Annotated in this window: 23 protein-coding genes and 6 pseudogenes; 12 read left to right on the forward strand and 17 right to left on the reverse strand. The window is 70.9% G+C overall.

Features of this window, described 5'->3' with window-relative positions; all coding sequences use genetic code 11:
• The first annotated feature begins 98 nt into the window (after positions 1-98).
• Entirely contained in the window at positions 99-911 is an 813-nt protein-coding gene (locus WJ438_RS21960; RefSeq protein WP_406726751.1) for a hypothetical protein, read from the forward strand.
• Positions 912-968: 57 nt separating this feature from the next.
• On the opposite strand, the pseudogene WJ438_RS21965 reads toward WJ438_RS21960, so the two are convergent.
• The 10 genes and pseudogenes from WJ438_RS21965 to WJ438_RS22010 all read right to left on the reverse strand — a co-directional run.
• Positions 969-1,132, reverse strand: a pseudogene (locus tag WJ438_RS21965) (helix-turn-helix domain-containing protein); the annotation flags it as partial.
• Positions 1,133-1,216: 84 nt separating this feature from the next.
• Positions 1,217-2,124 (reverse strand): annotated as a pseudogene (locus tag WJ438_RS21970) (phosphorothioated DNA-binding restriction endonuclease).
• Positions 2,125-2,301: 177 nt separating this feature from the next.
• Positions 2,302-2,658, reverse strand: a complete 357-nt coding sequence (locus WJ438_RS21975; protein WP_406726752.1) for a hypothetical protein — start codon at positions 2,656-2,658, stop codon at positions 2,302-2,304.
• The gene (locus WJ438_RS21980; RefSeq protein ID WP_406726753.1) at positions 2,655-3,011 is read right to left on the reverse strand and encodes a hypothetical protein; all 357 of its coding nucleotides are present in this window, start codon (positions 3,009-3,011) and stop codon (positions 2,655-2,657) included. The genes WJ438_RS21975 and WJ438_RS21980 overlap by 4 nt, the downstream gene beginning before the upstream one ends.
• Positions 3,012-3,210: 199 nt before the next feature.
• The gene (locus WJ438_RS21985; protein WP_406726754.1) at positions 3,211-3,555 is read right to left on the reverse strand and encodes a hypothetical protein; all 345 of its coding nucleotides are present in this window, start codon (positions 3,553-3,555) and stop codon (positions 3,211-3,213) included.
• Positions 3,556-3,636: 81 nt separating this feature from the next.
• Positions 3,637-3,972, reverse strand: coding sequence for a type II toxin-antitoxin system PemK/MazF family toxin (locus WJ438_RS21990; protein WP_406726755.1), 336 nt, complete (start codon positions 3,970-3,972; stop codon positions 3,637-3,639).
• Positions 3,969-4,334 carry a hypothetical protein gene (locus tag WJ438_RS21995; RefSeq protein ID WP_406726756.1) on the reverse strand — a complete coding sequence of 122 codons (366 nt, stop codon included), beginning with the start codon at positions 4,332-4,334 and terminating at the stop codon, positions 3,969-3,971. Before WJ438_RS21995 ends, WJ438_RS21990 begins: the two co-directional genes overlap by 4 nt.
• Before the next feature lie 85 nt (positions 4,335-4,419).
• The gene (locus tag WJ438_RS22000; protein ID WP_406726757.1) at positions 4,420-5,340 is read right to left on the reverse strand and encodes a hypothetical protein; all 921 of its coding nucleotides are present in this window, start codon (positions 5,338-5,340) and stop codon (positions 4,420-4,422) included.
• 473 nt (positions 5,341-5,813) lie between these two features.
• A complete protein-coding gene (locus WJ438_RS22005; protein WP_406726758.1) occupies positions 5,814-5,996 on the reverse strand; it encodes a DUF397 domain-containing protein in 183 nt (60 codons plus the stop codon).
• A complete protein-coding gene (locus WJ438_RS22010; RefSeq protein ID WP_406729770.1) occupies positions 5,908-6,822 on the reverse strand; it encodes a Scr1 family TA system antitoxin-like transcriptional regulator in 915 nt (304 codons plus the stop codon). Before WJ438_RS22010 ends, WJ438_RS22005 begins: the two co-directional genes overlap by 89 nt.
• A 178-nt stretch (positions 6,823-7,000) precedes the next feature.
• Here WJ438_RS22010 and WJ438_RS22015 point away from each other — a divergent pair, with 178 nt between their 5' ends.
• Entirely contained in the window at positions 7,001-7,477 is a 477-nt protein-coding gene (locus WJ438_RS22015; protein WP_406726759.1) for an ATP-binding protein, read from the forward strand.
• Between the two features lie 42 nt (positions 7,478-7,519).
• Here WJ438_RS22015 and WJ438_RS22020 read toward each other — a convergent pair whose 3' ends face one another.
• Positions 7,520-7,945: a VOC family protein gene (locus WJ438_RS22020; protein WP_406729771.1), complete on the reverse strand. Its 426-nt coding sequence runs from the start codon at positions 7,943-7,945 to the stop codon at positions 7,520-7,522.
• Between the two features lie 48 nt (positions 7,946-7,993).
• Positions 7,994-8,146: pseudogene (locus WJ438_RS22025) on the reverse strand (alpha/beta hydrolase); the annotation flags it as partial.
• Positions 8,147-8,359: 213 nt separating this feature from the next.
• Between WJ438_RS22025 and WJ438_RS22030 the strand changes: the two are divergent.
• On the forward strand, positions 8,360-8,830 hold the full coding sequence (locus WJ438_RS22030) for an SLATT domain-containing protein (protein WP_406726760.1): 471 nt from the start codon (positions 8,360-8,362) through the stop codon (positions 8,828-8,830).
• Positions 8,831-9,139: 309 nt separating this feature from the next.
• Positions 9,140-10,111: a peptidoglycan-binding protein gene (locus WJ438_RS22035; protein ID WP_406726761.1), complete on the forward strand. Its 972-nt coding sequence runs from the start codon at positions 9,140-9,142 to the stop codon at positions 10,109-10,111.
• A gap of 450 nt (positions 10,112-10,561) precedes the next feature.
• Here WJ438_RS22035 and WJ438_RS22040 read toward each other — a convergent pair whose 3' ends face one another.
• Positions 10,562-11,323 (reverse strand): phosphoglyceromutase, encoded by a 762-nt coding sequence (locus WJ438_RS22040; RefSeq protein WP_406726762.1) that lies wholly within the window; start codon positions 11,321-11,323, stop codon positions 10,562-10,564.
• Positions 11,324-11,471: 148 nt separating this feature from the next.
• Here WJ438_RS22040 and WJ438_RS22045 point away from each other — a divergent pair, with 148 nt between their 5' ends.
• Entirely contained in the window at positions 11,472-12,740 is a 1,269-nt protein-coding gene (locus WJ438_RS22045; protein ID WP_406726763.1) for an MDR family MFS transporter, read from the forward strand.
• A gap of 27 nt (positions 12,741-12,767) precedes the next feature.
• Here WJ438_RS22045 and WJ438_RS22050 read toward each other — a convergent pair whose 3' ends face one another.
• From WJ438_RS22050 to phoU, 3 genes are all read right to left on the reverse strand, one after another.
• A complete protein-coding gene (locus WJ438_RS22050) occupies positions 12,768-13,019 on the reverse strand; it encodes an SCO4226 family nickel-binding protein (protein WP_406726764.1) in 252 nt (83 codons plus the stop codon).
• Between the two features lie 128 nt (positions 13,020-13,147).
• On the reverse strand, positions 13,148-13,309 hold the full coding sequence (locus WJ438_RS22055) for a hypothetical protein (protein ID WP_406726765.1): 162 nt from the start codon (positions 13,307-13,309) through the stop codon (positions 13,148-13,150).
• Between the two features lie 184 nt (positions 13,310-13,493).
• On the reverse strand, positions 13,494-14,183 hold the full coding sequence (gene phoU / locus WJ438_RS22060) for a phosphate signaling complex protein PhoU (protein WP_406726766.1): 690 nt from the start codon (positions 14,181-14,183) through the stop codon (positions 13,494-13,496).
• Between the two features lie 271 nt (positions 14,184-14,454).
• Between phoU and WJ438_RS22065 the strand changes: the two genes are divergently transcribed.
• Entirely contained in the window at positions 14,455-15,828 is a 1,374-nt protein-coding gene (locus WJ438_RS22065) for a sensor histidine kinase (RefSeq protein ID WP_406726767.1), read from the forward strand.
• A complete protein-coding gene (locus tag WJ438_RS22070) occupies positions 15,825-16,505 on the forward strand; it encodes a response regulator transcription factor (RefSeq protein WP_030403545.1) in 681 nt (226 codons plus the stop codon). Before WJ438_RS22065 ends, WJ438_RS22070 begins: the two co-directional genes overlap by 4 nt.
• Before the next feature lie 133 nt (positions 16,506-16,638).
• Here WJ438_RS22070 and WJ438_RS22075 read toward each other — a convergent pair.
• A pseudogene (locus WJ438_RS22075) lies at positions 16,639-17,283 on the reverse strand (DUF461 domain-containing protein); the annotation flags it as partial.
• A 723-nt stretch (positions 17,284-18,006) separates the two neighbouring features.
• Here WJ438_RS22075 and WJ438_RS22080 point away from each other — a divergent pair.
• From WJ438_RS22080 to rlmB, 5 genes and pseudogenes are all read left to right on the forward strand, one after another.
• Complete coding sequence (locus tag WJ438_RS22080; RefSeq protein ID WP_042168913.1) at positions 18,007-18,489, forward strand: CarD family transcriptional regulator; 483 nt, start codon at positions 18,007-18,009, stop codon at positions 18,487-18,489.
• A gap of 393 nt (positions 18,490-18,882) precedes the next feature.
• Positions 18,883-19,658, forward strand: a pseudogene (gene ispD / locus WJ438_RS22085) (2-C-methyl-D-erythritol 4-phosphate cytidylyltransferase).
• Positions 19,648-20,172: a 2-C-methyl-D-erythritol 2,4-cyclodiphosphate synthase gene (gene ispF, locus WJ438_RS22090; protein ID WP_406726768.1), complete on the forward strand. Its 525-nt coding sequence runs from the start codon at positions 19,648-19,650 to the stop codon at positions 20,170-20,172. Before ispD ends, ispF begins: the two are co-directional and overlap by 11 nt.
• Positions 20,173-20,230: 58 nt before the next feature.
• Positions 20,231-21,636 (forward strand): annotated as a pseudogene (gene cysS, locus WJ438_RS22095) (cysteine--tRNA ligase).
• Positions 21,637-21,810: 174 nt separating this feature from the next.
• Positions 21,811-22,752 (forward strand): 23S rRNA (guanosine(2251)-2'-O)-methyltransferase RlmB, encoded by a 942-nt coding sequence (gene rlmB, locus WJ438_RS22100; RefSeq protein WP_406726769.1) that lies wholly within the window; start codon positions 21,811-21,813, stop codon positions 22,750-22,752.
• Positions 22,753-22,787: the final 35 nt, after the last annotated feature.

The raw sequence follows: 22,787 nt of genomic DNA on the forward strand, positions 1-22,787 counted from the left end.
TCACGGCAGAGACTCCGAACGGGCGTGCGGATACGAGCTGTTAACCTGACGCGATCCGGACCCTGTCGGTCAGGGTCCCGTGCATGAAGAGGACGCGCGTGCGCACTGGCAGATCCACCCTCACGGCCGCGCTCACCGGAGCGCTCGCCCTGGGGGTGTTCACCGCACCGCCCGCCCAGGCGGCGGACACCGGCATCAAGATATCGAACGTGGTCGTGAACAAGGGCAAGCCCATCGTCGTGGGGATCACCGACGTGAAGGTGCCCTCCATCAGCTACCGGGCGACCGCGCCCTCGGGCTACACGCACGCCGCGGTGGACACGACCCCGTTCCTGTACCACGGCACCACGGCCGCCAAGGCCTCTGAGACTGACGCCGGCGACGGGCTCATCCAGCACGACCTCATCTACTGCTACGAGGACGGTCGGTACGCCGAGAACTGCGAAGGGGGCCTCCGTATCGACCCCCGCTACAACCTGGACTCGAACAACGATGCCACGACCTGGAAGCTCGCCTTCAACGCGTTCCTCTCGAATAAGGACCGGATCGAGAGCCATGGGTACCTGACCGGCCTCGGCTCCCTCCAGGTCAAGCGCGCCGCGCGGGCCACGGTCAACGCCTCGCCGGAACCGGTCGCCAAGAACAAGACGCTCACCGTGACGGGCAAGCTGACGCGCGCCGACTGGGTGAGGCACGCGTACGTCGGCTACGGCAACAAGCTGGCCAAGCTGCAGTTCCGCAAGGCGGGCACCAGCACCTACACGACGGTCAAGTACGTGCGGGCGAGTTCCACGGGCGCCCTGAAGACCACGGTGACGGCCACCACCGACGGCTACTGGCGCTGGACGTTCGGCCAGACGTCCACGACCGGCGGGGCGACGGCGAAGGGCGACTACGTCGACGTGAGGTGACGCGGCGACACAGCCGCCGTCCGGCCGTCCGGGGCCGGTGGCCCGCTTCCGCAGGGGCTACCGGCCTCCCGCGCGGTACCGGCCCGGTGTGACACCGACCAGCTTCCGGAAATGCCGGGTGAGATGGGCCTGGTCGTGGAAACCGGTGGCCACCGCGACCTCGCTCGGCGGCCCCCCGTCGAGCCGTCGAGCACCAGCCGACGGGCCCGGCCCACCCGGCGCCCGCCCTGCTGCTCCGGGTGGATCCGGCGAGGGGGCTGACGGAGGAGGACTTCGCGGTGACGGAGGAGTGGCTGCGCACGCGTTCACCCCGATGACGAGGCGGCGCGAGCCGGGCGCGGGTCGCCCTGGAAGACCTGCGCGAGATGCCAGGCGCGGTGCGGCGCCGCGACGGGGGCGACCCCCGGCTGCGGGCCGAGGAGGGGCCGGCCGGAGAGCTCGGTGACCTGCGCGCGGGCCGCGGCGCCGTGCCCGACGAAGCGCTGTGAGACCAGGATGCGGTGACTGTCGCCGACCCCGAGGACACCCTTGTCGAAGAGCTTGTGGTGCAGCGAGCACAGACACAGCCCGTTGTCGACGTCGTCCGGGCCCTCGTACGCCCACCAGCGCACATGCGCCGCCTCCAGCCCCACGGACACGCTCCCGAGCCGGCCGTCGTAACCGCAGAAGGCACACCGGTACTCGTACGCGGTCAGTATCAGCTCCCGCATCCGGCGGTCCCGTTGCTGCCTGCGGGAGGACGGGAACGGCCCGGTCTCCGACGGCTCCGGCACCAGCCCGACGGCTTCGCACAGGTCGGAGTGGAGCGAGGGTGGGAAGTTCGCGTCGAGCAGCGCCCGCACCATGCGCCCGAGCAGGGCCGGCTCCTCCTCAGCGCCGTCCGCAACTCCGGCGCGAGCCGCCCGGCGGCGTTCGTCGCCCGCAACTCCCGCACCCCGGTACCCGGACTGCCGGACCCCCGGTCGCTCCGCACCTCCCACACCCCGTCACCGACCAGGTGATGGAACGGGTAGGCGGGCGTGGTCGGGCGGGGCGGCCCGTACTCGGCCAGCAGCCGCTTCAGGTCTTCCTCGACCGCGCTGTAGGCCAGCTCACCGTCGGCGTCCTCCTGAAACCGGCCGAGGGCGTACAGCAGGAGCAGCGGCTTGTGCGGGGCCCGGACCCCGCTCCTGCTCCACTGCCTCAACTCCGTCGCGCGCTCTGCCCAGTCCATGGACCATGATCGTAACGACGGCCCGGCGTGCGGACGGATCGTATGTTGATCACGTGCGGTGTCCAGGTGTCCAGCTACCCAGGTGTCCAGGTGCTCCGGTCGGCCATGGGGGCGAAGGGGACGTCCTCGCCCGGGATCTGAGCCCCTCCCACCGGGTGATCGGCGTTCCCGTCCGGCTCAGTGGTTTCGGCCGCCGGCCCGCACGCGGACGTGGCAGGTCAGGGTGAAGACGCCCAGGGCCGCCGTCGCGCCGAGACCGGTGGCCGGCGCGTCACCGACGTACCGGCCCAGGTCCGGTCGCAGAAGGTCGACGACCCCGAACAGGACGACGACCCCCGCGCAGGCCGCCGCGACCGCGGCCGGCCAGACACGGTGGCGCGTCCAGAACCACTGGACGAGGCCCAGGCACAGGAGGGGCGCGACCGTGAGGCCCGGCTCGTCCAGGGCGGCGAGCACGGCGTACCCCAGACAACTGACCACCCAGCAGGCCAGGGCCACGAGCAGGGCCTCGCCCCAGGAGACGCGCCGGTTCACACGGGCCGCCTCTCGCCCGCCACCCGGCCGGCGTGGCGCTCCCGCCACCGCCAGACCGCTCCGGCCAGCATGGAGAGGACCACCAGTGGCCCGGCGATCCAGCGGATCGGGCCCGACGGCCAGACCGGTTCCTCACCGACCATCCGGCCCACCTCTTCCGCGGCGAGACCCACCCCCAGCAGCAGGTAGCCGAGGCCCCAGGCGCGGACGAGCCAACCGGGCCCCTGCATGATCAGCGGAGACCGCCGGGGCCGACGCAGGGACGTCCATCCCAGCCATGCGCAACCCGCCGCCACGACCGGCATGAACACGTTCATGAACACGTTCACGGCCATGTCCAGCGGTTCTGTCATGGATTCGAGTATCTTCCCCACCGCTTCGCGCTCATTCGGTCAGGAGCGTGGCCGACAGCCCGGCCGAGACTGATCAGCCCTCATGTTGACCGCTCGATCGGGCCCACGCGCCCGCTCGGTACGGCAAAGAGGCCACGCCGCGGCCTTCCGGCACCCGGCAACGCCGGCCGCCCCTCGCCTCCGGCGGATCACCACCCGCTCAAGAGCCGTCCCACATCCCCAGACGCTTGAGCCGGCGCTGCCGAAGCCGCTCCAGGGCGATGAAGGAAGTGTAGACAAGTCCCATGAGCAGCCCGCCGAGCACAGCGAACAGGAAACCGGTGGGTTCCCCTTCGGGCGACACCATCCAGAAGAACAACGTGAAGGGAACAGCCAGGCAGAGACCGGCTCTGACCGGGTGACGGGCCACCCGTTGCTGGGCCCGAGTCGGCCGCCGATGCCCGCCCAGGGCCCGGTCCAGCGCCCAGAAGGCATCGCCCGGAGACCGCCACCACTTCGCCATGCCGGAAGGACAGGACAACTGATCGATCGATCCCTCGGTCATCAACTCATCGCCGGAAAAACGACCTTCCGGCTTTGTTCACGAGCCGCGTGTCATCGAGGAACGCGAGGCGGCGGGCGGTGACTACGTCAGCCCCAGGAGCACGCGCACGTACTCCTCCACACGCCGCATCTCGCTCGGGGCCAGCAGGCCGAGGCGCCGCCGGAGCCTTGGTTTGTCCACGGTGTGCAGGTCGGTGCAGTTCACGTACGACTCGTCGTACTTGGTCACCCCGCAGTCGGGACCGACCGGGACGTGGGTGGAGGCGGGACCGGGTGTCCCGGTGATCACGGCGACGGTCAGCGCCGACAGCGGTTCGGCGATCCGGTTCACCGTGAGGACGACCACGGGGTGCGGGCCGAGGGGGCCAGGGAGGGCGCACCCCCACACTTCGCCCCGCAGTGCGGAGCCGGTGTTCACCACTCGGTCTCGTCCGCTGCCGCCAGTTCGGCCGTCGTCGCGGGCAGAACGCCTTCGGGAGTAGGAGCCTGGGCGCCGCGATAGAAGTCGCGGATCTCCTGAGAGGCGGCGACCTCGGTCGCCTCGCGGGAGAGCAGCCGAAGCCCTTCGCGCAGGGCATCGGAGAGCGAGTGCAACTGGAGGGTCTGCATCACCTGCTGCAGATCCGCCATCTCATCCGGGCGCAAACGCACTTGGGCCACGCTGGTCGCGCCGCTGTCGCCCTGCTTCCGGCGCGTCTGCGGGGTCCGGGCCGTGGTCGAGGTGCGCCTTTTGGCCGTGGCGCCCACGGTGCGACTCTTCTGTCCGGTCTTCGAGGTCATCTCGACCTCCCCTCGTGTATGACAAATGTAGTACATCTAGTGTCGTCCTCGTGTCCGAGCTGGTCAAGCGTCCTGCGTTGCCGGTTCAGGCGGCGGCAGGGCGGTCCTTCTCGCGTTGTCGGCAATCCCGGCAGCGCCCGGGCTCGGGTGCGCGGAAGGCGCGCTCGCAGCCGTCGCAGGTCTGGAAGGGCTGTACGGCCGGGCGGTCGGGGGTCGGCGGGAGCGGAACCGGGGTCGGTGCGGGCAGGGGCGTTTCCCGGAGGCGGAAGGCGAGGATGCCCGCCGGGCGGGTCAGGAAGTGGTCGGGGAGCCGTGCCGTGAGATGTGCGGTGATCTGGGAGGGGGCGACCCCGGCCGCCAGCCACTCGGTGACGGCCGGCGCCAGGCGCACGGCCTCGCGCTCGGACAGGACCAGACGCGGATCGACGCGGCGCAGGGAGGTCAGGACGGCGACCGCCTGCGGGTCGGCGTCGGAGAGCGACGCGTGTTTTTCCGGCCGGTCCGGAGCGGGGGCGGGCGCGGGGGCCGCTTCGAGGACGGCTGCTGAGAAGGGCGTGGCGTGCTCGGCTGCGGGCGACTTCCGGGGCCGGGGCGGCTTCGGCGGTTCCGGGGGCCCGCCCGGGTGCGGGTCGGGGTCCGGGTCCGGCTGGGGAGTACCGCCGGGGATGTCGTGGAAGTACGTCCGGGTGCGGATCTGCCCGGTGGGCAGCCGTACCCGGCGGCGTTTCAGGTACCCGGCCTCCTCCAACTCCCTGAGCGCCCGCGAGATCAGGATCTCGCCCTCGGTGAAGTGCGCGCACAGGGCGGCGATGCTGACGGGGGTGCCGTCGGGCAGGGAGAGGATGTACACCGCCACGCCGATGGTGACCGCGCTGCCGCGCCGCTGCGCGAGGGCGTTGGAGATCACCGTGAAGTCGGCGGTGAGCCGGGTGCGGACGTGGATCACGCCGGAGGTCGGAGCTCCGGCGTCGGCGCGCAGGCGCGCGTTAGACTGCGGGTCAGCCATCGGGAAGGTCTCTTCTTCCTGATCGGTCAGGCCCTCGTCCGGGATGCCACTCCCGGCCGGGGGCCGTATCTATTTGTGGTTGTCGAGCTTGTTGCGGCGAACGTAACCGCCTGTGTCCCGCACCCGCAAGCCGGTCACCCGGACGGGTGACGCGGGCCTTTCGGCGGGGAGGGTGGGTGGGCGGGTAGTTCTTTCCCCCGGTTCTTTAAGGAGGTCAGCGGCCCGCCGGGCCCTCGCGGGCAAGGGCCCGGTGAGCCCGGAAGGCGGACGGCGCCCGCGCCCGGCGGGACGTCATCCCAAAAGCGTGAGCACTTTGGCTGCCACTGTCCTGATGCCGCTCGTTTGAGCGCTCACGTGACACATGCCCGCCGGCTGCTCACGCTTTTCAGCAAGGCGTCCGTCTCCGGCCCCGCGGTGTCGGGACCGCGGAGATCCCCTGCACCACCCGGGCGGGACAGCATCGCCCGGCTGCCTCAGGGGCGGTGCCGGCCAGCCTTCAACTCACCTATGAACAATGCCCAGGAGCCGGCCTCGAAGTGCAGAGCGGGACCGTTCGGGGCCTTGCTGTCACGGACGGGGACGACGCCGGGGAACCCGGCCGCCACCTCCACGCAGTTGCCGCCCTCCTGATTGCTGTAGCTGCTCCTGCGCCACACGACGCCGTTCTGATCGGGACGGGACTTTCGCTCCACGGTGGTTGCCCTCCATCACGGATCGGATCATGCCGAGCGACATGAGCGGGGGCAGGGCTGCCGCCCGCAGCCGATCGTAGGTCAGGGAGAACTTCCTCACCTCGTCCGGATCCTCGATGAGTTGGCCGTAGTGCGCCCCTTCCGTGTACGCGACGTCCGAGCCGTCCGGAAGCGTGAGAACCGTCAACGATCCGCCCATCGCGTCGTGCTCGCCCTGCTCGAAGGGCAGTACCTGGACGGTGATGTGCCGCTCCGCCGCGACATCGAGCAGCCGCGCCAACTGCTCGCGCATCACGGCATGGCCGCCGATCGGGCGTCTCAGCACCGCCTCGTCCAGGACGACCCAGAGAACCGGCCTGTCGTCCGAGCCGAGCCGCTCCTGCCGTCCCATACGAGCGGAGAGCCTTTCCTCCAACTGTTCCTCGCTGCTCAGCGTGACGCCGACCCTCAGAACAGCCCGCGCGTACTCCTCGGTTTGCAGGAGACCGGGCACCACGTGGGACGCGTACTCCCCGATGAACACCGCCCGTTCCGAGTACGCCATGAACTTCCGCGACCAGTCCGGGAACGCCTCCCGGTACACGTACGGCCACAGGTCGACGAGCAGGTTGTCCGCGCCGAGAGCGGCGTCGAGGGCACGTGCCAGTTCCAGGGTGGGTTTGGCTCCCGAGGTCCGTTCGATCTGGGTGATCCGCGATCCCACCACATGGGTCTTCGTGCCGAGTTCCGCCTGGGTCAGTCCGGCCGCCGTACGGAGCTTGCGCACCCGTGAGCCGAACAGGGCGGCCATGGAGGCGCTGGGATCAATTCCGTTGGCCAAAGCGTCACTTCCATCCCTTACCAGCCGAAAGGTAATGCCATGTCACCTTCCGAGCGTAGGGCGGTCACGCGACTCTTGAGCACGGAACGTGACGACTCGTGCGCATCGCGGGGCGTCTCAGGGCTCGACAGGCAAGGACGGGCACGCGGTGCTGACAGGAACGACCACTTCGGGTGACGGATCCGGAAGGGACCCCGACGTCACTCAACCCCAGGAGAAAACCGCCCAGTTCGCCTCCACACCGCGCGGCGCACGGCTCGCCCGGCGCCTCGCCGTGCGGTGCCTGGAGGAGTGGGGGCGCCCGCCGGCCTCGGACGTGTCGTGCACGGTCGCCCTGGTCGTCGGCGAACTCGCGGCGAACGCCGTGCGGCACGGCCGCGTCCCGGGGCACGACTTCCGTCTCCGCATCGCCCTCGACGAGGCGGCGGGCCTGGTGCGGATCGAGCTCGCCGACGCCGCCGCCGCGAAACAGCCACCGGCGGCTCCGCCCTCCTCGTGCCCCGACGGCGAGTCCGGTCGCGGCCTGCTCCTGGTGGACGTGCTGGCCGAGTGCTGGGGCTGGAAGCCCCGTGATCCCGTGGGCAAGACGGTCTGGGCGGAGGTGGCGATCGACGGGACCCGCTGACGACCGTGGTGACCGTCGCCGGGGCGGCTGCCGTGGACGCGGTCACACGACGGGCTCGCCGATGCCCAGCAGGTTCCCCTCGCTGTCACGGAACCAGGCGGCGCGTTCACCGCGGGCGCCCTTGCTCGGATAGTTGCCCTCGATCTCGGCGATCCCGTCCTCCGTCCGGAACCCCGGCAGGTCGACCGCCTCGAACACCACGCCGCGCCGCCTCAGCTCCGACACGACCGCTTCGATGTCGTCGACCTGCCACCCCATCTGGGTGAAGGTGCCGGGCGAGGTCCCCGCCGACCGGAACACGGCGAACTCCGTGCCGCCGCACCGGTACAGCAGCCCGCCCGGCCGTTCGTCCACGGGCTCCAGACCGAGCTTCTCGGAGTAGAAGCGCCGTGCCCGCTCCAGGTCCTGGGCGGGCAGCCTGGTCGCCACGCGCCCCCGGGCCAGAAGATTCCTGCCGTCTGCCTCCATGCCCCCACTGTGCCGTGACCGGCGGCCGATCGGGCGAAGGCAGGCGGGCATCCGGTACGTGTCCGTCGCGGCCGGCTTGGAGGAGCGGCCGTAGCCGCGGACGTCGAGGGCGACCGCGCGGTATCCCGCCGCCGCGAGGCGGATCCGGCCTCCCGGCGAGGGGGCCGACCGGTGGGTGATCTCCGCGGCGTGCTGCGTCATGCGTCTCCTCCGGGCCGTCGGTCCGCCGTGCGCCGGGACGGCCCTCTCCCGCCGCCCCGCCGACTCGACGCCGATGATGCGGAAGGCCCTGCCGGGAGGACGAGCCCGTTTGCCGATTCCGCAAGCCCGGTCCCGCGTCCCGCTTCAGGAGCTCGATCACCACATGTTCCGTACGCGGCCTCCTGAGGAAACCATGTGCTGCACCATGTGCTCATGCGCCGACGGATACCCGATGCCGACTGGCCGGACGCCCCGGACCCCGTACTGGCTTTGGCCCAGGGGGAACTGGCCTTCTACGAGCAGGTGCGGAACTCGTCCCGACGGTGGTACCGCCTGACCGAGCTGGGTGCTCTCGCCACCGCCTCCTCCACCGTGGTGGCGGCGGGACTCAGCGCCCCGGCGTGGCTGACGGCCCTCATCGCCGGCGGGGCCCTCTTCTTCACCGGCTTCCGGCAGGTCTTCGGACACGGCCCCCGCTACGTACTGGCGGCACAGTCGCACGAGGCGCTCCGACGAGCCGTCAACCGCCTGCTGCCCGCGACCGACCGCGACGAAAGAGCGCGGCAGGAACTCCTCGCAACGGTCGAGCGGGTGGGCGACGAGGAACTCCGCCAGTGGGTCGAACAACGGGTCCAGACCTCCCCGACCCTCGGCTCGCCCCCGAACGGCCCACCGCTCCCTTGAGTCGCCGACCGTGGTGGTCGTTTGCGCCGTCCGGGTAGCCGTACTCATGTGGGGATGCGGGCCGAGGCCGCATGCTTTCTCCCGTGCGGTGGGCAGACGAGGGGCGACAGCCGGAACGGCGGCGGCGATGCATTCGAAGTCCCGGTCACGGTGCGGAGACTCAGTCCCCGCAGTTCGGCCGTGACGGCCACTACGAGGGTGACGGCTCCGGCGCTGTAGTGCTGTCCGCGCTGGGCGAGGTACTGACAGGGACCTCGTCGTCCCTTAGCATCGTATCGCCATGCTCACGACAGACAACGGGGAGACGGTATGTGTGACTCCTGCGCGTCAGCAGCTGCGGCCCAGGAAGAACGTCCTCGCGCCGGTCTGTCCCGCCGCGGTCTGCTGGCCGGCGTGGGTCTGGGACTCGGCGTCTCCCTGGGGTTCGTACCGGGGTTGACGGCGACGGCCTCGGCCGCGTCGTTGAAGAACGGCGGCTGGTGCAACCCCGCCCTGGGCTACTTCCCCAATGGCGGTCACTACGGAGCGCCGCGGGGCGGCGCCTCGCACGCGGGCCAGGACATCACCAACTCGACCGGCACCGCCGTCTACGCGGCGGCGGCCGGAACAGTGATCCGCCGCGAATGGGGCGGAGGACTCGGCGGCCGGACCGGCTACGGCATCGTCCTCTCGCACGGCGGCGGGCAGTACACCTACTACGGTCACCTCAGCGTGTACAGGGTCGGCCTCAACGCGACGGTCGGTGCCGGTCAGCGCATCGGCGACATGGGTGCGACCGGCAACGTGACCGGACCCCACCTGCACTTCGAGGTTCACTCCGGCGGGCTCGGCGTCACCACCAACCCGGTCACGTTCATGGCCGGCCGCGGCGTGGACCTGGGCGGCGGCTGGTCCAGGATCGACGCGGGCGCGCGGGGCAAGAGGGTCACCGCCATCCAGTACCTGATGACGCAGCGGGGCTACAGCCTGGCCGCCGACGGCTACTACGGGTCGGTGTCCGTCGACGCGGTGAAACGATTCCAGGCGGCCCGGGGTCTGGTCGCCGACGGCCAGGTCGGTCCCGCGACCTGGCCGCACCTGGTCTACACCCTCCAGCAGGGCCACAGCGGAAACCATGTCCGTGCCCTGCAGACGGTCCTGAACAAGCACAGCGCGGGACTCGTGGTCGACGGCGGCTTCGGCTCCGTGACCACCTCCGCCGTCCGCACCTACCAGAGCGTCAACCGGCTCGTCGTCGACGGCGTGGCCGGCGCCGTGACCTGGCGGGCACTCGTCGGCTGACCGGCCCCGGCCGGTGCGGGCCGTACCCGGCCCGCACCGGGCGCCTGGGCTGCCGAGCTGGGCAATCGGCTGCGCTGCCCCTCTTGGGACTGGACCACTGTCACCGTGGTTCCCCGCTGTTCCCCGCCCGATCCGGTGCGCTTGTGATGCCCCCTGTCGTCCACGGGCCGGCGGCACCTACCGCTCCTGCGCCCTGTAACGCTTCATCAAAGTGAAATCGTATGCACGGGACGGGAGTTCGCCACCCTGTCGGCGGGCCAGCGGCAGGAGGAGGACTGGTCGGATCCTGAGGCCGTCCAGCCAGGAGCGCACCCGTAAGGATGCAGCCGCCGTCTTCGACACGGTCCGGCTGGGGCCCTCCCGCACCTGACGGCCCAGCGGCGGTCCCAGCACAGCAACAAGCCCCCTATTCGCGGAAAACCCACAGGTAGGGGGCTTGCTTGTGCGTACTTACTTCTTCTTGCCCTGGTTCTTGACCGCCTCGATGGCGGCCGCGGCCGCGTCCGGGTCGAGGTACGTGCCGCCCGGGTTGACCGGCTTGAAGTCGGCGTCGAGTTCGTAGGAGAGGGGGATGCCCGTCGGGATGTTCAGGCCCGCGATGTCGGCGTCGGAGACGCCGTCGAGGTGCTTGACCAGGGCGCGCAGGCTGTTGCCGTGGGCGGCGACCAGGACCGTGCGGCCGGTCAGGAGGTCGGGGACGATGCTGTCGAACCAGTACGGCAGCATCCGGACGACGACGTCCTTCAGGCACTCCGTCCGCGGGCGCAGCTCCGGCGGGAGGGCCGCGTAGCGCGGGTCGTCGAACTGGGAGTACTCGGCGTCGGTGTCCAGCGGGGGCGGCGGGGTGTCGTAGGAGCGGCGCCACAGCATGAACTGCTCCTCGCCGAACTCCGCGAGGGTCTGCGCCTTGTCCTTGCCCTGGAGGGCGCCGTAGTGGCGCTCGTTCAGGCGCCAGCTGCGGCTGACCGGGATCCAGAGGCGGTCGGCGGACTCCAGCGCCAGCTGTGCGGTGCGGATGGCGCGCTTCTGGAGGGACGTGTGGACCACGTCGGGCAGCAGGCCGGCGTCCTTGAGCAGCTCGCCGCCGCGCGTCGCCTCCTTCTCGCCCTTCGGGGTGAGGTTGACGTCCACCCAGCCGGTGAACAGGTTCTTCGCGTTCCACTCGCTCTCGCCGTGGCGGAGGAGGATCAGCTTGTACGGTGCGTCGGCCATGGGTCCGAGCGTAATCGAAGCCCTGAGCGGGCCGTGCCCCCGCTCGCTGTGCGGACGGTTGACGGGATCTGCTAATTGAGTGGTGGATCCCTCCGGCTCCTTCGTAAGGTGTGCTCGCTGTTTCAGGTGCTTACATGCGGGGGGTTCCATGGCGTCCGTCGTCCGTGTCAGACGCGCGGTCCGGGAGACCGTGTCCGGGTTGCCCCCGGCGTTCTGGTGGCTGTGGACGAGCACCCTCGTCAACCGGCTCGGTGCCTTCGTCGCCACCTTCATGGCGCTCTACCTCACCCTCGACCGCGGTTACTCCGCCACCTACGCCGGTCTCGTCGCCGCCGTGCACGGCCTCGGCGGGGTGATCTCCTCGCTGGGCGCCGGGGTGATGACCGACCGGCTCGGACGTCGGCCCACGCTGCTCATCGCGCAGGCCTCCACCGCCGTGTCCGTGGCGGCCCTCGGCTTCGTGCGCGACCCCGTCGCCCTCGCCGCCGTCGCCTTCCTCGTCGGCATGGCCAGCAACGCCTCCCGGCCCGCCGTCCAGGCGATGATGGCCGACATCGTCCGGCCCGAGGACCGTATCCGCGCCTTCTCCCTCAACTACTGGGCCATCAACCTCGGCTTCGCCGTCTCCGCCATGGCCGCCGGGTTCATCGCCGAGTACAGCTACCTCGCCGGGTTCCTCATCGAGGCCGTGATGACCATGGCGTGCGCCGTCGTCGTCTTCGTGAAGCTCCCCGAGTCGAAGCCCGTGCAGAGTGCCGAGGAGGCGCGGGAGGACGCCGTGGGGCTGGGGACCGTCCTGCGTGACGGGCGGTTCATGGGGGTCGTCGGGCTGTCCTTCCTCGTCGCTCTGATCTTCCAGCAGGGGGCCGTCGGACTGCCCATCGCGATGGGCGCGGCCGGATTCACCCCGGCCGACTACGGCATGGCCATCGCGGTCAACGGTGTGCTGATCGTCGTGCTGCAGATTCCGGTGACCCGGTTCATCGAACACCGGGACCCCGGGCGGCTGCTGGTGGTCTCCTCGCTCCTCGCCGGGTACGGCTTCGGCCTCACCGCCTTCGCCGGGTCGGTCGGCGTCTTCGCCCTCACCGTCTGCGTGTGGACGCTCGCCGAGATCGTCAACGCGCCCACCCAGACCGGGCTGGTCGTCCAGCTGTCACCGGTCCGGGGACGCGGGCGCTACCAGGGCATGTACACCATGTCCTGGGCCGTCGCCGCGCTCGTCGCCCCGCTGATGTCGGGGCTCGTCATCGACCGGTTCGGGGCGCGGTGGCTGTGGGGCGTGTGCGCCGTCGTCGGCACCGTGGCCGGACTCGGGTACGGGCTGCTGATGCGGCGCCTGCCGGCCCAGGAGACCGCGACCGCCGTGGGGAAGGCCGGCGTGGTGCGGCAGACGCCGGAGGTCAGCGCTCCCTGAGGGGCGCCGCCTCCGGCGGGGATGCGCTCACTGCACCGACAGCGGCACCGCGTGGATCTCGTCGGCCTTGTGGCCGGTGCGTTCGTGGATGCGCTGCACCGCGTCGGCGGAGGGGGCCTCCGAGAGGCAGTAGATCGTGCCGGACTCCGGGTCCGCCCAGGCCTGCCGGAAGTAGACGCTCTCTTCCTCCTGTATCGCGAGGTCGGCCTCGTGCGCCTGCCGCAGCTGGTCCTCCGTAATGCCCTGCATGCCGTGGTGGATGTCCATGAACTGGGTCATGGCCTCGCACCTCCTTCCCGATCCGGGCCGTACGTACCGACTCCGGACGTACTTCCATGCTGCGCCCGCACCGGCCGCCCGGCATGCCGAAGGCCCCGGTGGTCACCGGGGCCTTCGAGTGGGCGTGCTCAGCACTGGCAGGGGCTGCCCGACTGGCAGCCGCAGCCGCAGCCCGAGCCGCAGCCGCACGCGGCGATCAGGGGCAGGCTCCTGATCTCGGCGGGCTGCTCCGTCTCGCGCTCCTGCGTGGGGTCGGGCGTCGTGCCGGGGAAGCTGGGGGAATCGGCCATGGGTCCCTCCTCGAGACTGGTGCCGTGCCTGTGCCCATTGGATGCCCGTTCCGCTGGGCGCATCAACGGCGCATCAACGGCGCATCGAGGCTCCCGCGCGCCCTCGGCCGATTCCCGCGCCCCCGACACCTTCAGGGCAGGCCACTTCAGAGCCACCTCAGGCCCTCAGCCGACCTCAGGCCCCTCAGGCCTCCCGCGCCCCCGGCACCGGCTGGATGTCCGGCTGGATCTCGTCCGCGTGCTCGCCCGTGACCAGGTAGACCACCCGCTTGGCGACCGAGACCGCGTGGTCGGCGTAGCGCTCGTAGTAGCGGCCCAGCAGCGTCACGTCGACGGCCGTCTCGATGCCGTGCTTCCAGCGGTCGTCCATCAGGTGCTGGAAGAGGGTGCGGTGCAGCAGGTCCATCTCGTCGTCGTCCTGCTCCAGCTGGAGCGCCAGGTCGACGTCCTTGGTGATGATCACCTCGGCCGCCTTGGCCATCAGGCGCTGGGCCAGCTGGCCCATCTCCAGAATGGTCGCGTGCAGGTCCTGCGGAACCGCACGCTCCGGGAAACGCAGCCGGGCCAGCTTCGCCACGTGCTGCGCCAGGTCGCCGGACCGCTCCAGGTCGGCCGACATGCGCAGCGAGGTCACGACGATCCGCAGATCGGTCGCCACCGGCTGCTGGCGCGCCAGCAGGGCTATGGCACGGGCCTCCAGGTCGTGCTGGAGCTCGTCGACCTTCTGGTCGCCCTCGATCACGTGCTCGGCGAGCTTCAGGTCGGTGTCGAGGATGGCCGTCGTGGCGCGCCCGATCGCCGACCCGACCAGTCGGGCCATCTCCACCAGACTGTCGCCGATCGAATCCAGTTCCTCGTGGTACGCGTCCCGCATCAGGGTTCCTCTCGTGCGTCTACTCGGGGCTTCGGGAGCCGGGGCTCCCGCGGGGTTCCGGGGCGGATGCCCCCGCCACGCAGCCGACGGTGCGAACCCCGCGCGACCGACGGTGCGAAACTCCACGCTCCCACGTTCCGTTCCCTACGCGTCTGATTCCGTCCCCTTGAATGAACCACCCCTGGCTCCGAGGTGAACTCTGGGCGACGAGTGTTCGAGCTTGTTCTCCCATGGCTGTGGCCACGGGTCGGCGCATGCCTAACCTGGACACATGGACGTGAACGCGGCGGTCGCCGCAGCGGCGGCGATCGCCGGAGTGCTCACCGGCGTCATCGCCGTGCTGGCGTTCCGCTTCAGCGAGCGCGAACAGCGACGTCCCACGCGTTCCTCGCTGCACACGGACCCGGTGCTTCCGCCGGGCGTGGACACCGTGCTGTCCGTACTGCGTTCCTCCGCCGTCGTCCTGGACGAGGCGGACGGCGTGGTCAAGGCGAGTTCCGCCGCGTACGCCCTCGGGCTGGTCCGCGGCGGCGAGCTCGCCGTGGAACCCATGCTGCAGATGGCCCGCGACACCCGGCGGGACGGCGAGATACGGCAGGTCGAACTGGACCTGCCCCGCCGCGGCACCGGGCGCGGCGAGGCCCTCGCGGTCTCCGCGCGGGTGGCGCCCCTCGGCTCCCGACTCGTCCTGCTGCTCGTGGAGGACCTCACCGAGGCCCGCCGCATCGAGGCGGTACGGCGTGACTTCGTCGCCAACGTCAGCCATGAGCTCAAGACTCCCGTCGGTGCGCTCTCCCTGCTCTCCGAAGCCGTCATGGACGCCTCCGACGACCCCGAGGCGGTGGAGCGCTTCGCCGGCCGGATGCAGGGCGAGGCCACCCGCCTCACCAGTCTGGTGCAGGAGCTCATCGACCTCTCCCGCGTCCAGAACGACGACCCGCTCGAGGACGCCGAACCCGTCCACGTGTACGAACTGGTCGCCGAGGCCGTCGACCGCTGCCGCCACGCGGCGGGCACCAAGCAGATCACCATGGCCTCGAACGTGTGGCCGCCCGAGGGGTCCGAAGAAACCGAAGGGCTCGAAGGGCCCGATCAGGAGGGCGGTGGGCACCAGGCGAGCGCCGCCGACCTGCGCGTGTGGGGCAACCGCGGCCAGCTCGCCGCCGCCCTCGGCAACCTCGTCGAGAACGCCGTCAACTACTCACCCGCCCGCACCCGCGTCGGCATCGCGGCCCGTAGGGTTGGCCGACCGAGCGGGAACCTGATCGAGATCGCCGTGACCGACCAGGGCATAGGTATCTCCGAGAAGGAGAAGGAGCGCGTCTTTGAGCGCTTCTACCGCGTCGACCCGGCCCGCTCCCGTGCCACGGGCGGTACGGGTCTGGGCCTCGCGATCGTCAAGCACGTGGCCGCCTCGCACGGCGGGGAGGTCACGGTGTGGAGCGCCGAAGGCCAGGGCTCCACGTTCACCCTGCGGCTCCCCGAGGCCGCCGCGGCCCCCGCCCGCGACCGTGTCCCCACGTCGTCCCACCAGGACGAACCCGAAGGCCTCGACGGCGAGGCCGGACGGTCCACCCCCTCATCCCCCCACTCTTCCGATTCATCCGCGTACGAAACGCTTCCCTCCCCGGAGGTCCTTCCGTGACCCGAGTGCTCGTCGTCGAGGACGAGGAGTCCTTCTCCGACGCCCTGTCGTACATGCTCCGCAAGGAGGGTTTCGAGGTCGCCGTCGCGGCCACCGGGCCCGACGGACTCGACGAGTTCGAGCGCAACGGCGCCGACCTCGTCCTCCTCGACCTGATGCTGCCCGGCCTGCCGGGCACCGAGGTGTGTCGCCAGCTGCGTGGCCGTTCCAACGTCCCCGTCATCATGGTGACCGCCAAGGACAGCGAGATCGACAAGGTGGTCGGCCTGGAAATAGGTGCCGACGACTACGTCACCAAGCCGTTCTCCTCGCGCGAGCTGGTCGCCCGTATCCGCGCCGTGCTGCGCCGCAGGGGCGAGCCCGAGGAGGTCGCCCCCGCCGCTCTGGAGGCCGGCCCGGTCCGTATGGACGTCGACCGGCACGTGGTCACCGTGGGCGGCACCAAGGTCGACCTGCCGCTCAAGGAGTTCGACCTGCTGGAGATGCTGCTGCGCAACGCCGGGCGCGTGCTGACCCGGATGCAGCTCATCGACCGGGTCTGGGGCGCCGATTACGTGGGCGACACCAAGACCCTCGACGTCCACGTCAAGCGGCTGCGCGCCAAGATCGAGCCGGACCCGGGCGCGCCGCGCTACCTGGTGACGGTCCGCGGTCTCGGCTACAAGTTCGAGCCGTAGACGGGCTCCGGGCCATTGCCCGGCACCTGTGGCCGACACCCGTCGGTACGACGGTGGGCGGGACCCCTGCGCAGGGGTCCCGCCCACCGTCGTACCGACGGGTGTCGCTGTCGCTCAGTCGTCGGCCTGGCCTGGCCGAGGCCGCGTCGGACGGGGTGCCCGCCGGAGCGTCCGAGGTGTCGGAGTCGGCGGAGCCCTCGGCCCCGTCGGCGGGGGCGTCGGACGCTTCCGCCGACGGCTCCGTGGAGGTGCCCGGCGCGGCCGGGATCTCGCTCGGGCCCCATCCGCTGAAGAAGCTCTCGGCCGGGTAGACGAACGCGCGCAGGCTCACGTCACCGGTCTCGCTGAAGGTGAACGTGACCTTCTGCGCGTTGCCGTCCTGGACGGCCTCACGGCTGCTGGGCAGGACGGCGGAGGCGTTGTCCGCGCCGCCGAGGATGAGCGAGCCGCCGGCCGGGACGGTCAGGCTGCCGCCCTCGGCGGGGGTGAGCTCGGCGGCCTTGCCGGTGCCGGGGAGGGTGATGGACTCCAGGGTCTGGTCGGTGCGGCCCTCGTTGAACAGGGTCGCGGCGACGACGGCCGGGCCTGTGGACTCGCGGTCCGGCTGGGTGACGACGATGGCGTTCTGGACCTTGATGTCGCCGACGGTCGTCGCGGCGTTGTCCGGCTGGACCTGCAGGGTCTGGGCGTTGTGGCCGGCCGCGCACGCGGAGAGCGAGGCGATCGAGAACGCGATGGCGGCGGCGGCGATGGCGCCGCGTCGAAGGCTGCTGCTCACGGCGGCGGCAACTCCTTGACTCGAGCGAGCGGTGGCGGCCGGGTCGGCCGCCTTTAAGTGTCTGTCAGCAGCCCTCAGGCTATCGAGCCGTTCCCACGCGCCCGCACCCGACCCTCCCCGCGACGTCCGCCGTTCCTCCGGAAGGTGCGCGCGGACCGCGGTCGTCACCCGATCGTCGGCCGTTTCCGCGGCTGTCCGCGCAGCCGCCCGCGTACCCGCGGACGGCCCCGTGGATGACTCGCGTAAGTGACTCGCCGGTTACTTCGGTCACGTACTTCTCCGGCATTCACATAAGTGCGGCCGGGGACGTCCCCCGTCGGAGTGGCGCATATTTCGTGAAGGAATGCGGCGGCGGGCCGGAAAGTGCCGGGGCGGTCCGGAAATTGATCACCGGCCGCTCGCCCCGGAGGGCGTGTGATCAATTCCGGATTCGACCGGAACCCTGCCGCGCACACCGAACGGAGTAGCGGAACTCGAGCACTTGGGGATGGACATATGGGGATGTTTGGCCACCTGTGAGGGCCTCCGGACGCGTGTGACGTACGCGTTTCGCTCGCCCTGAAGGGCCCCTCCGACCTGCGAATACGTACTTCCGCTCGGCGGTCGAAGCACGTTCCTGATGCTGTTGTCAAGCCCCGAGAATGGCCCTGACCTGCGAAAACGCCATTCAGGACACGCCGTATCCGTGTTACCCTGGATAGCCACGGAAGGGGTACCTGTCACATGACGTTCAAGGTTGGCGACACCGTGGTCTATCCCCATCACGGGGCCGCGCTGATCGAGGCTATTGAAACTCGCCAGATCAAAGGCGTGGACAAGACCTACTTGGTGCTGAAGGTCGCCCAGGGTGACCTGACGGTGCGTGTGCCAGCGGACAATGCGGAGTTCGTCGGCGTACGTGATGTGGTCGGTCAGGACGGGTTGGACCGGGTCTTCGAGGTGCTGCGCGCACCGTACGCCGAGGAGCCCACGAACTGGTCCCGTCGCTACAAGGCAAACCTGGAGAAGCTCGCTTCGGGCGATGTCATCAAGGTCGCGGAAGTCGTGCGTGACCTGTGGCGTCGCGAGCGTGAGCGCGGACTCTCCGCCGGTGAGAAGCGCATGCTCGCCAAGGCGCGCCAGATTCTGGTCAGCGAGCTCGCCCTCGCGGAGAAGACCAACGAAGACAAGGCCGAGGCTCTCCTCGACGAGGTTCTCGCTTCGTAAGGCGAGAGGAACGAAGCAGGCGGAGCTTCACGTCGCCAGCACGTACATCGAAGTGCGTCGAAATGCTGCGGTGCCCGATGACGGATGTGATGTCGCCGGGCGCTTCGGCACGTCCGTAACCGGACACCGGCCCCGCATCGACACCGTCCCCCCACCACACCCGCCGCGCTTCCCGGTACGCGCGCCGTGCCGGGGAAAGCGGCACCACGCGTGCCCCCGCCCCTGGGGTGCCGGGCCCGGGCGGCCGACCCGACCAGAGTCACGGAAGGGGCTGGTCAGGGCGGTACTCCCGGTACTCCCCCACTCCGGGAGCAGGGGCTACGCCCAGGCCATACCCACCCAGGCCCTGTCACCAAACTCCCTGGGCCGAGCACACAGACCTGACAGGAACCGATGTCTGACGATTCGCTCCTTCCGCCGCCGTCGAACCCCGTGTCCGGCCGTACGACCGCCCGCACGGCGGCCGTGATCCCGGCCGCCGGCCGGGCGTACGCCTCGGGCCGGGAGCCCCCAAGGCACTCCGCGCGCTGGGCGGCACGCCCATGCTCATCCACGCGATCCGCGCCATGGCCGCCTCCCGCGCCGTCTCCCTGGTCGTCGTCGTGGCCCCGCCCGAGGGCGCCGCGGAGGTCAAGACACTGCTCGACGTGTACGCGCTGCCCGACCGCACCGACTTCGTCGTCGTCCCCGGCGGGGAGACCCGCCAGAAGTCGGTGAAGCTCGGCCTCGACGCCCTGCCGCCCGGCTTCGACATCGTCCTGGTGCACGACGCGGCCCGCCCGCTCGTCCCCGTGGACACCGTGGACGCCGTCGTCGCGGCCGTCCGTGACGGTGCCCCCGCCGTGGTCCCGGCGCTGCCACTCGCCGACACCGTCAAGCAGGTCGGACCGGCCGCCGCCCCCGGCGAGCCGGAGCCCGTGGTCGCCACCCCCGACCGGTCCCTGCTGCGTGCCGTGCAGACTCCGCAGGGCTTCGACCGGGCCACCCTGGTGCACGCGCACGAGACGGTCACCGACAACGTCACCGACGACGCGAGCATGGTCGAGCAGCTCGGCCGGACCGTCGTCACCGTTCCCGGCCACGAGGAGGCCTTCAAGATCACCCGCCCCCTGGACCTTGTCCTCGCGGAGGCGGTCCTGGCCCGCAGGAGGCTCAACGATGGCTTCTGAGTCACTGGCTCACGCGCCGGCTTCCGAGTCACCGCCGGTGCTCCCGCGGGTCGGCGTCGGCACCGACATCCACGCCTTCGAGGACGGCCGGGAACTGTGGTGCGCCGGCCTCAAGTGGGAGGGCCAGGGCCCCGGCCTCGCCGGGCACTCCGACGCCGACGTCGTGGCGCACGCCGCCTGCAACGCCCTGTTCTCCGCCGCCGGCCTCGGCGACCTGGGACAGCACTTCGGCACCGGGCGGCCCGAGTGGTCCGGCGCCTCCGGTGTGACCCTGCTGACCGAGGCCGCGCGGATCGTACGGGCGGCCGGCTTCCGGATCGGCAACGTCGCGGTGCAGGTCGTGGGGGACCGGCCCAAGATCGGCAAGCGCCGGGACGAGGCCCAGAAGATCCTCACCGAGGCCGTCGGCGCACCGGTGTCGGTCTCCGGCGCCACCACCGACGGGCTCGGGTTCCCCGGCCGCGGCGAAGGGCTGATGGCAGTCGCCACCGCCCTCGTCGTCCACACCGGCTGACGACACGGGCCGGGGAAAGGGGAGCGAGGCACCGCCCCGGGCCGACTACCCTGGAGGGGTGACTATTCGCCTGTACGACACCAGCGCCCGGCAGATTCGTGACTTCACCCCGCTGCAGCCGGGTTGCGTCTCGATCTACCTGTGCGGTGCCACCGTGCAGGCGGCACCGCACATCGGGCACATCCGCTCGGGGCTGAACTTCGACATCATGCGCCGCTGGTTCGAGTACCGCGGCCTGAAGGTGACGTTCATCCGCAACGTCACGGACATCGACGACAAGATCATCGCGAAGTCCGCGGAGCAGAACCGCCCCTGGTGGTCCATCGGCTACGAGAACGAGCGCGCCTTCACCGACGGCTACCAGGCCCTCGGCTGCCTCCCCCGACCTACGAGCCGCGCGCCACCGGCCACATCACCGAGATGGTCGAGATGATGCGCGGCCTCATCGAGCGCGGCCACGCCTACGAGGCCGACGGCAACGTCTACTTCGCCGTCACCTCGTTCCCCGAGTACCTGGCACTGTCCAACCAGGAGCTCGACAACCTGCTCCAGCCGTCCGGCGAGGGCGAGACCGGCAAACGCGACCCGCGCGACTTCGCCATGTGGAAGGCGGCCAAGCCCGGCGAGCCGAGCTGGGAGACACCGTGGGGCCGCGGGCGTCCCGGCTGGCACCTGGAGTGCTCGGCGATGGCCCACAAGTACCTCGGTGCCGCCTTCGACATCCACGGCGGCGGCCTCGACCTGATCTTCCCGCACCACGAGAACGAGATCGCCCAGGCCAAGGCCTACGGCGACGAGTTCGCCCGGTACTGGGTGCACAACGCCTGGGTCACGATGAGCGGCGAGAAGATGTCGAAGTCGCTCGGCAACTCGGTGCTCGTCTCCGAGATGGTCAAGCGCTGGCGGCCCCTCGTGCTCCGCTACTACCTCGGCACCCCGCACTACCGCTCGATGATCGAGTACAGCGAGGACGCCCTGCGTGAGGCCGAATCCGCGTTCGCGCGGATCGAGGGCTTCATCCAGCGGGTGGGCGAGCTGACCGGCACGGCCGACGCCGTCGAGCCGGCCGCCGAGGTGCCGCCCGCCTTCGCCGAGGCCATGGACGACGACCTCGGCGTACCGCAGGCCCTGGCGGTGGTGCACACCACCGTCCGGCAGGGCAACAGCGCGCTGGCCGCCGACGACAAGGAAGCGGCCGTCGCCCGCCTCGCCGAGGTGCGCGCCATGCTCGCGGTCCTCGGCCTGGACCCCCTCGACGCGCACTGGGCCGGCGACGGCGACCGCGGCGAGGACCTGAACGGCGTCGTCGACACCCTCGTCCGCATGGTCCTCGACCAGCGCGAGGCCGCCCGCGCCCGCAAGGACTGGTCCACCGCGGACGCCATCCGGGACCAGCTCGGCCAGTCCGGACTGGCCATCGAGGACAGCCCGCAGGGACCACGCTGGAGCCTCGGCACGCGCTGAGGAAGGAAGGGGAACCTCCTGGAATCTCCGGGTTCCCCAAGATCGGGTTGTGCCGTCCGGGCCTCCGCGCGGCACACTTCACAGACGTCACACACACGCACGCGTGCGTGCCTGCGGACGTACATGAGCACGTACGCAGGCACGCGCCAACGACTTCACGGAGACGGGTACATCATGGCCGCGAACAACCGCCGCATGTCCGGCAAGAAGGGCGCGCAGGTCGGCAGTGGCGGCCAACGGCGCCGGGGCCTGGAGGGCAAGGGGCCCACGCCCCCCGCCGAGATGCGCAAGGGACACGCCAAGCAGCGCGCCGCCCAGGCGAAGAGCCGCCGCGCAGCCGGACGCGCCCCGCAGCGGCGCGGCGGCGGCCGCTCGACCTCCGAACTCGTCGTCGGACGCAACTCCGTCGTCGAGGCGCTGCGCGAGGGCGTGCCCGCCTCCACGCTGTACATCCAGCAGTTCATCGACAACGACGAGCGGGTGCGCGAGGCGCTCCAGCTCGCGGCCGAGCGCGGCGGCATCAACCTCATGGAGGCCCCCCGCCCCGAACTCGACCGGATGACCAACGGCCTGAACCACCAGGGCCTGGTCCTCCAGGTCCCGCCGTACGAGTACGCACACCCGGAGGACCTCGTCGTGGGCGCCCACGACGAGGGCCGGGACCCGCTGATCGTCGCCCTCGACGGGGTCACCGACCCGCGCAACCTCGGCGCCGTCGTCCGCTCCGTCTCCGCCTTCGGCGGCCACGGCGTCCTCGTCCCCGAGCGGCGTGCCGCCGGGATGACCGCCGGTGCCTGGAAGACGTCCGCCGGTGCCGCCGCCCGTACACCCGTCGCCCGCGCCACCAACCTGACGCGCGCCCTGGAGGCGTACAAGAAGGCGGGGATCGCGATCGTCGGGCTGGCCGCCGACGGAGAGACGGAGATCGGCGAACTGGACGCGCTGGCGGGCCCGGTCGTGATCGTCGTCGGCAGCGAGGGCAAGGGACTGTCCCGACTGGTCGGCGAAACCTGTGACTTCCGGGTGCGGATCCCGATGCCGGGCGGCGCCGAATCGCTCAACGCCGGTGTGGCGGCGGGAGTGGTGCTGTACGAGGCGGCACGCCGCCGCGCCTGAACGGGCGTTCGGCACCCTCACCCGCACGGGGTGTT

Origin of the sequence: Streptomyces sp. GD-15H (assembly GCF_045291515.1) — a bacterium.
Classification (GTDB): Bacteria; Actinomycetota; Actinomycetes; order Streptomycetales; family Streptomycetaceae; genus Streptomyces.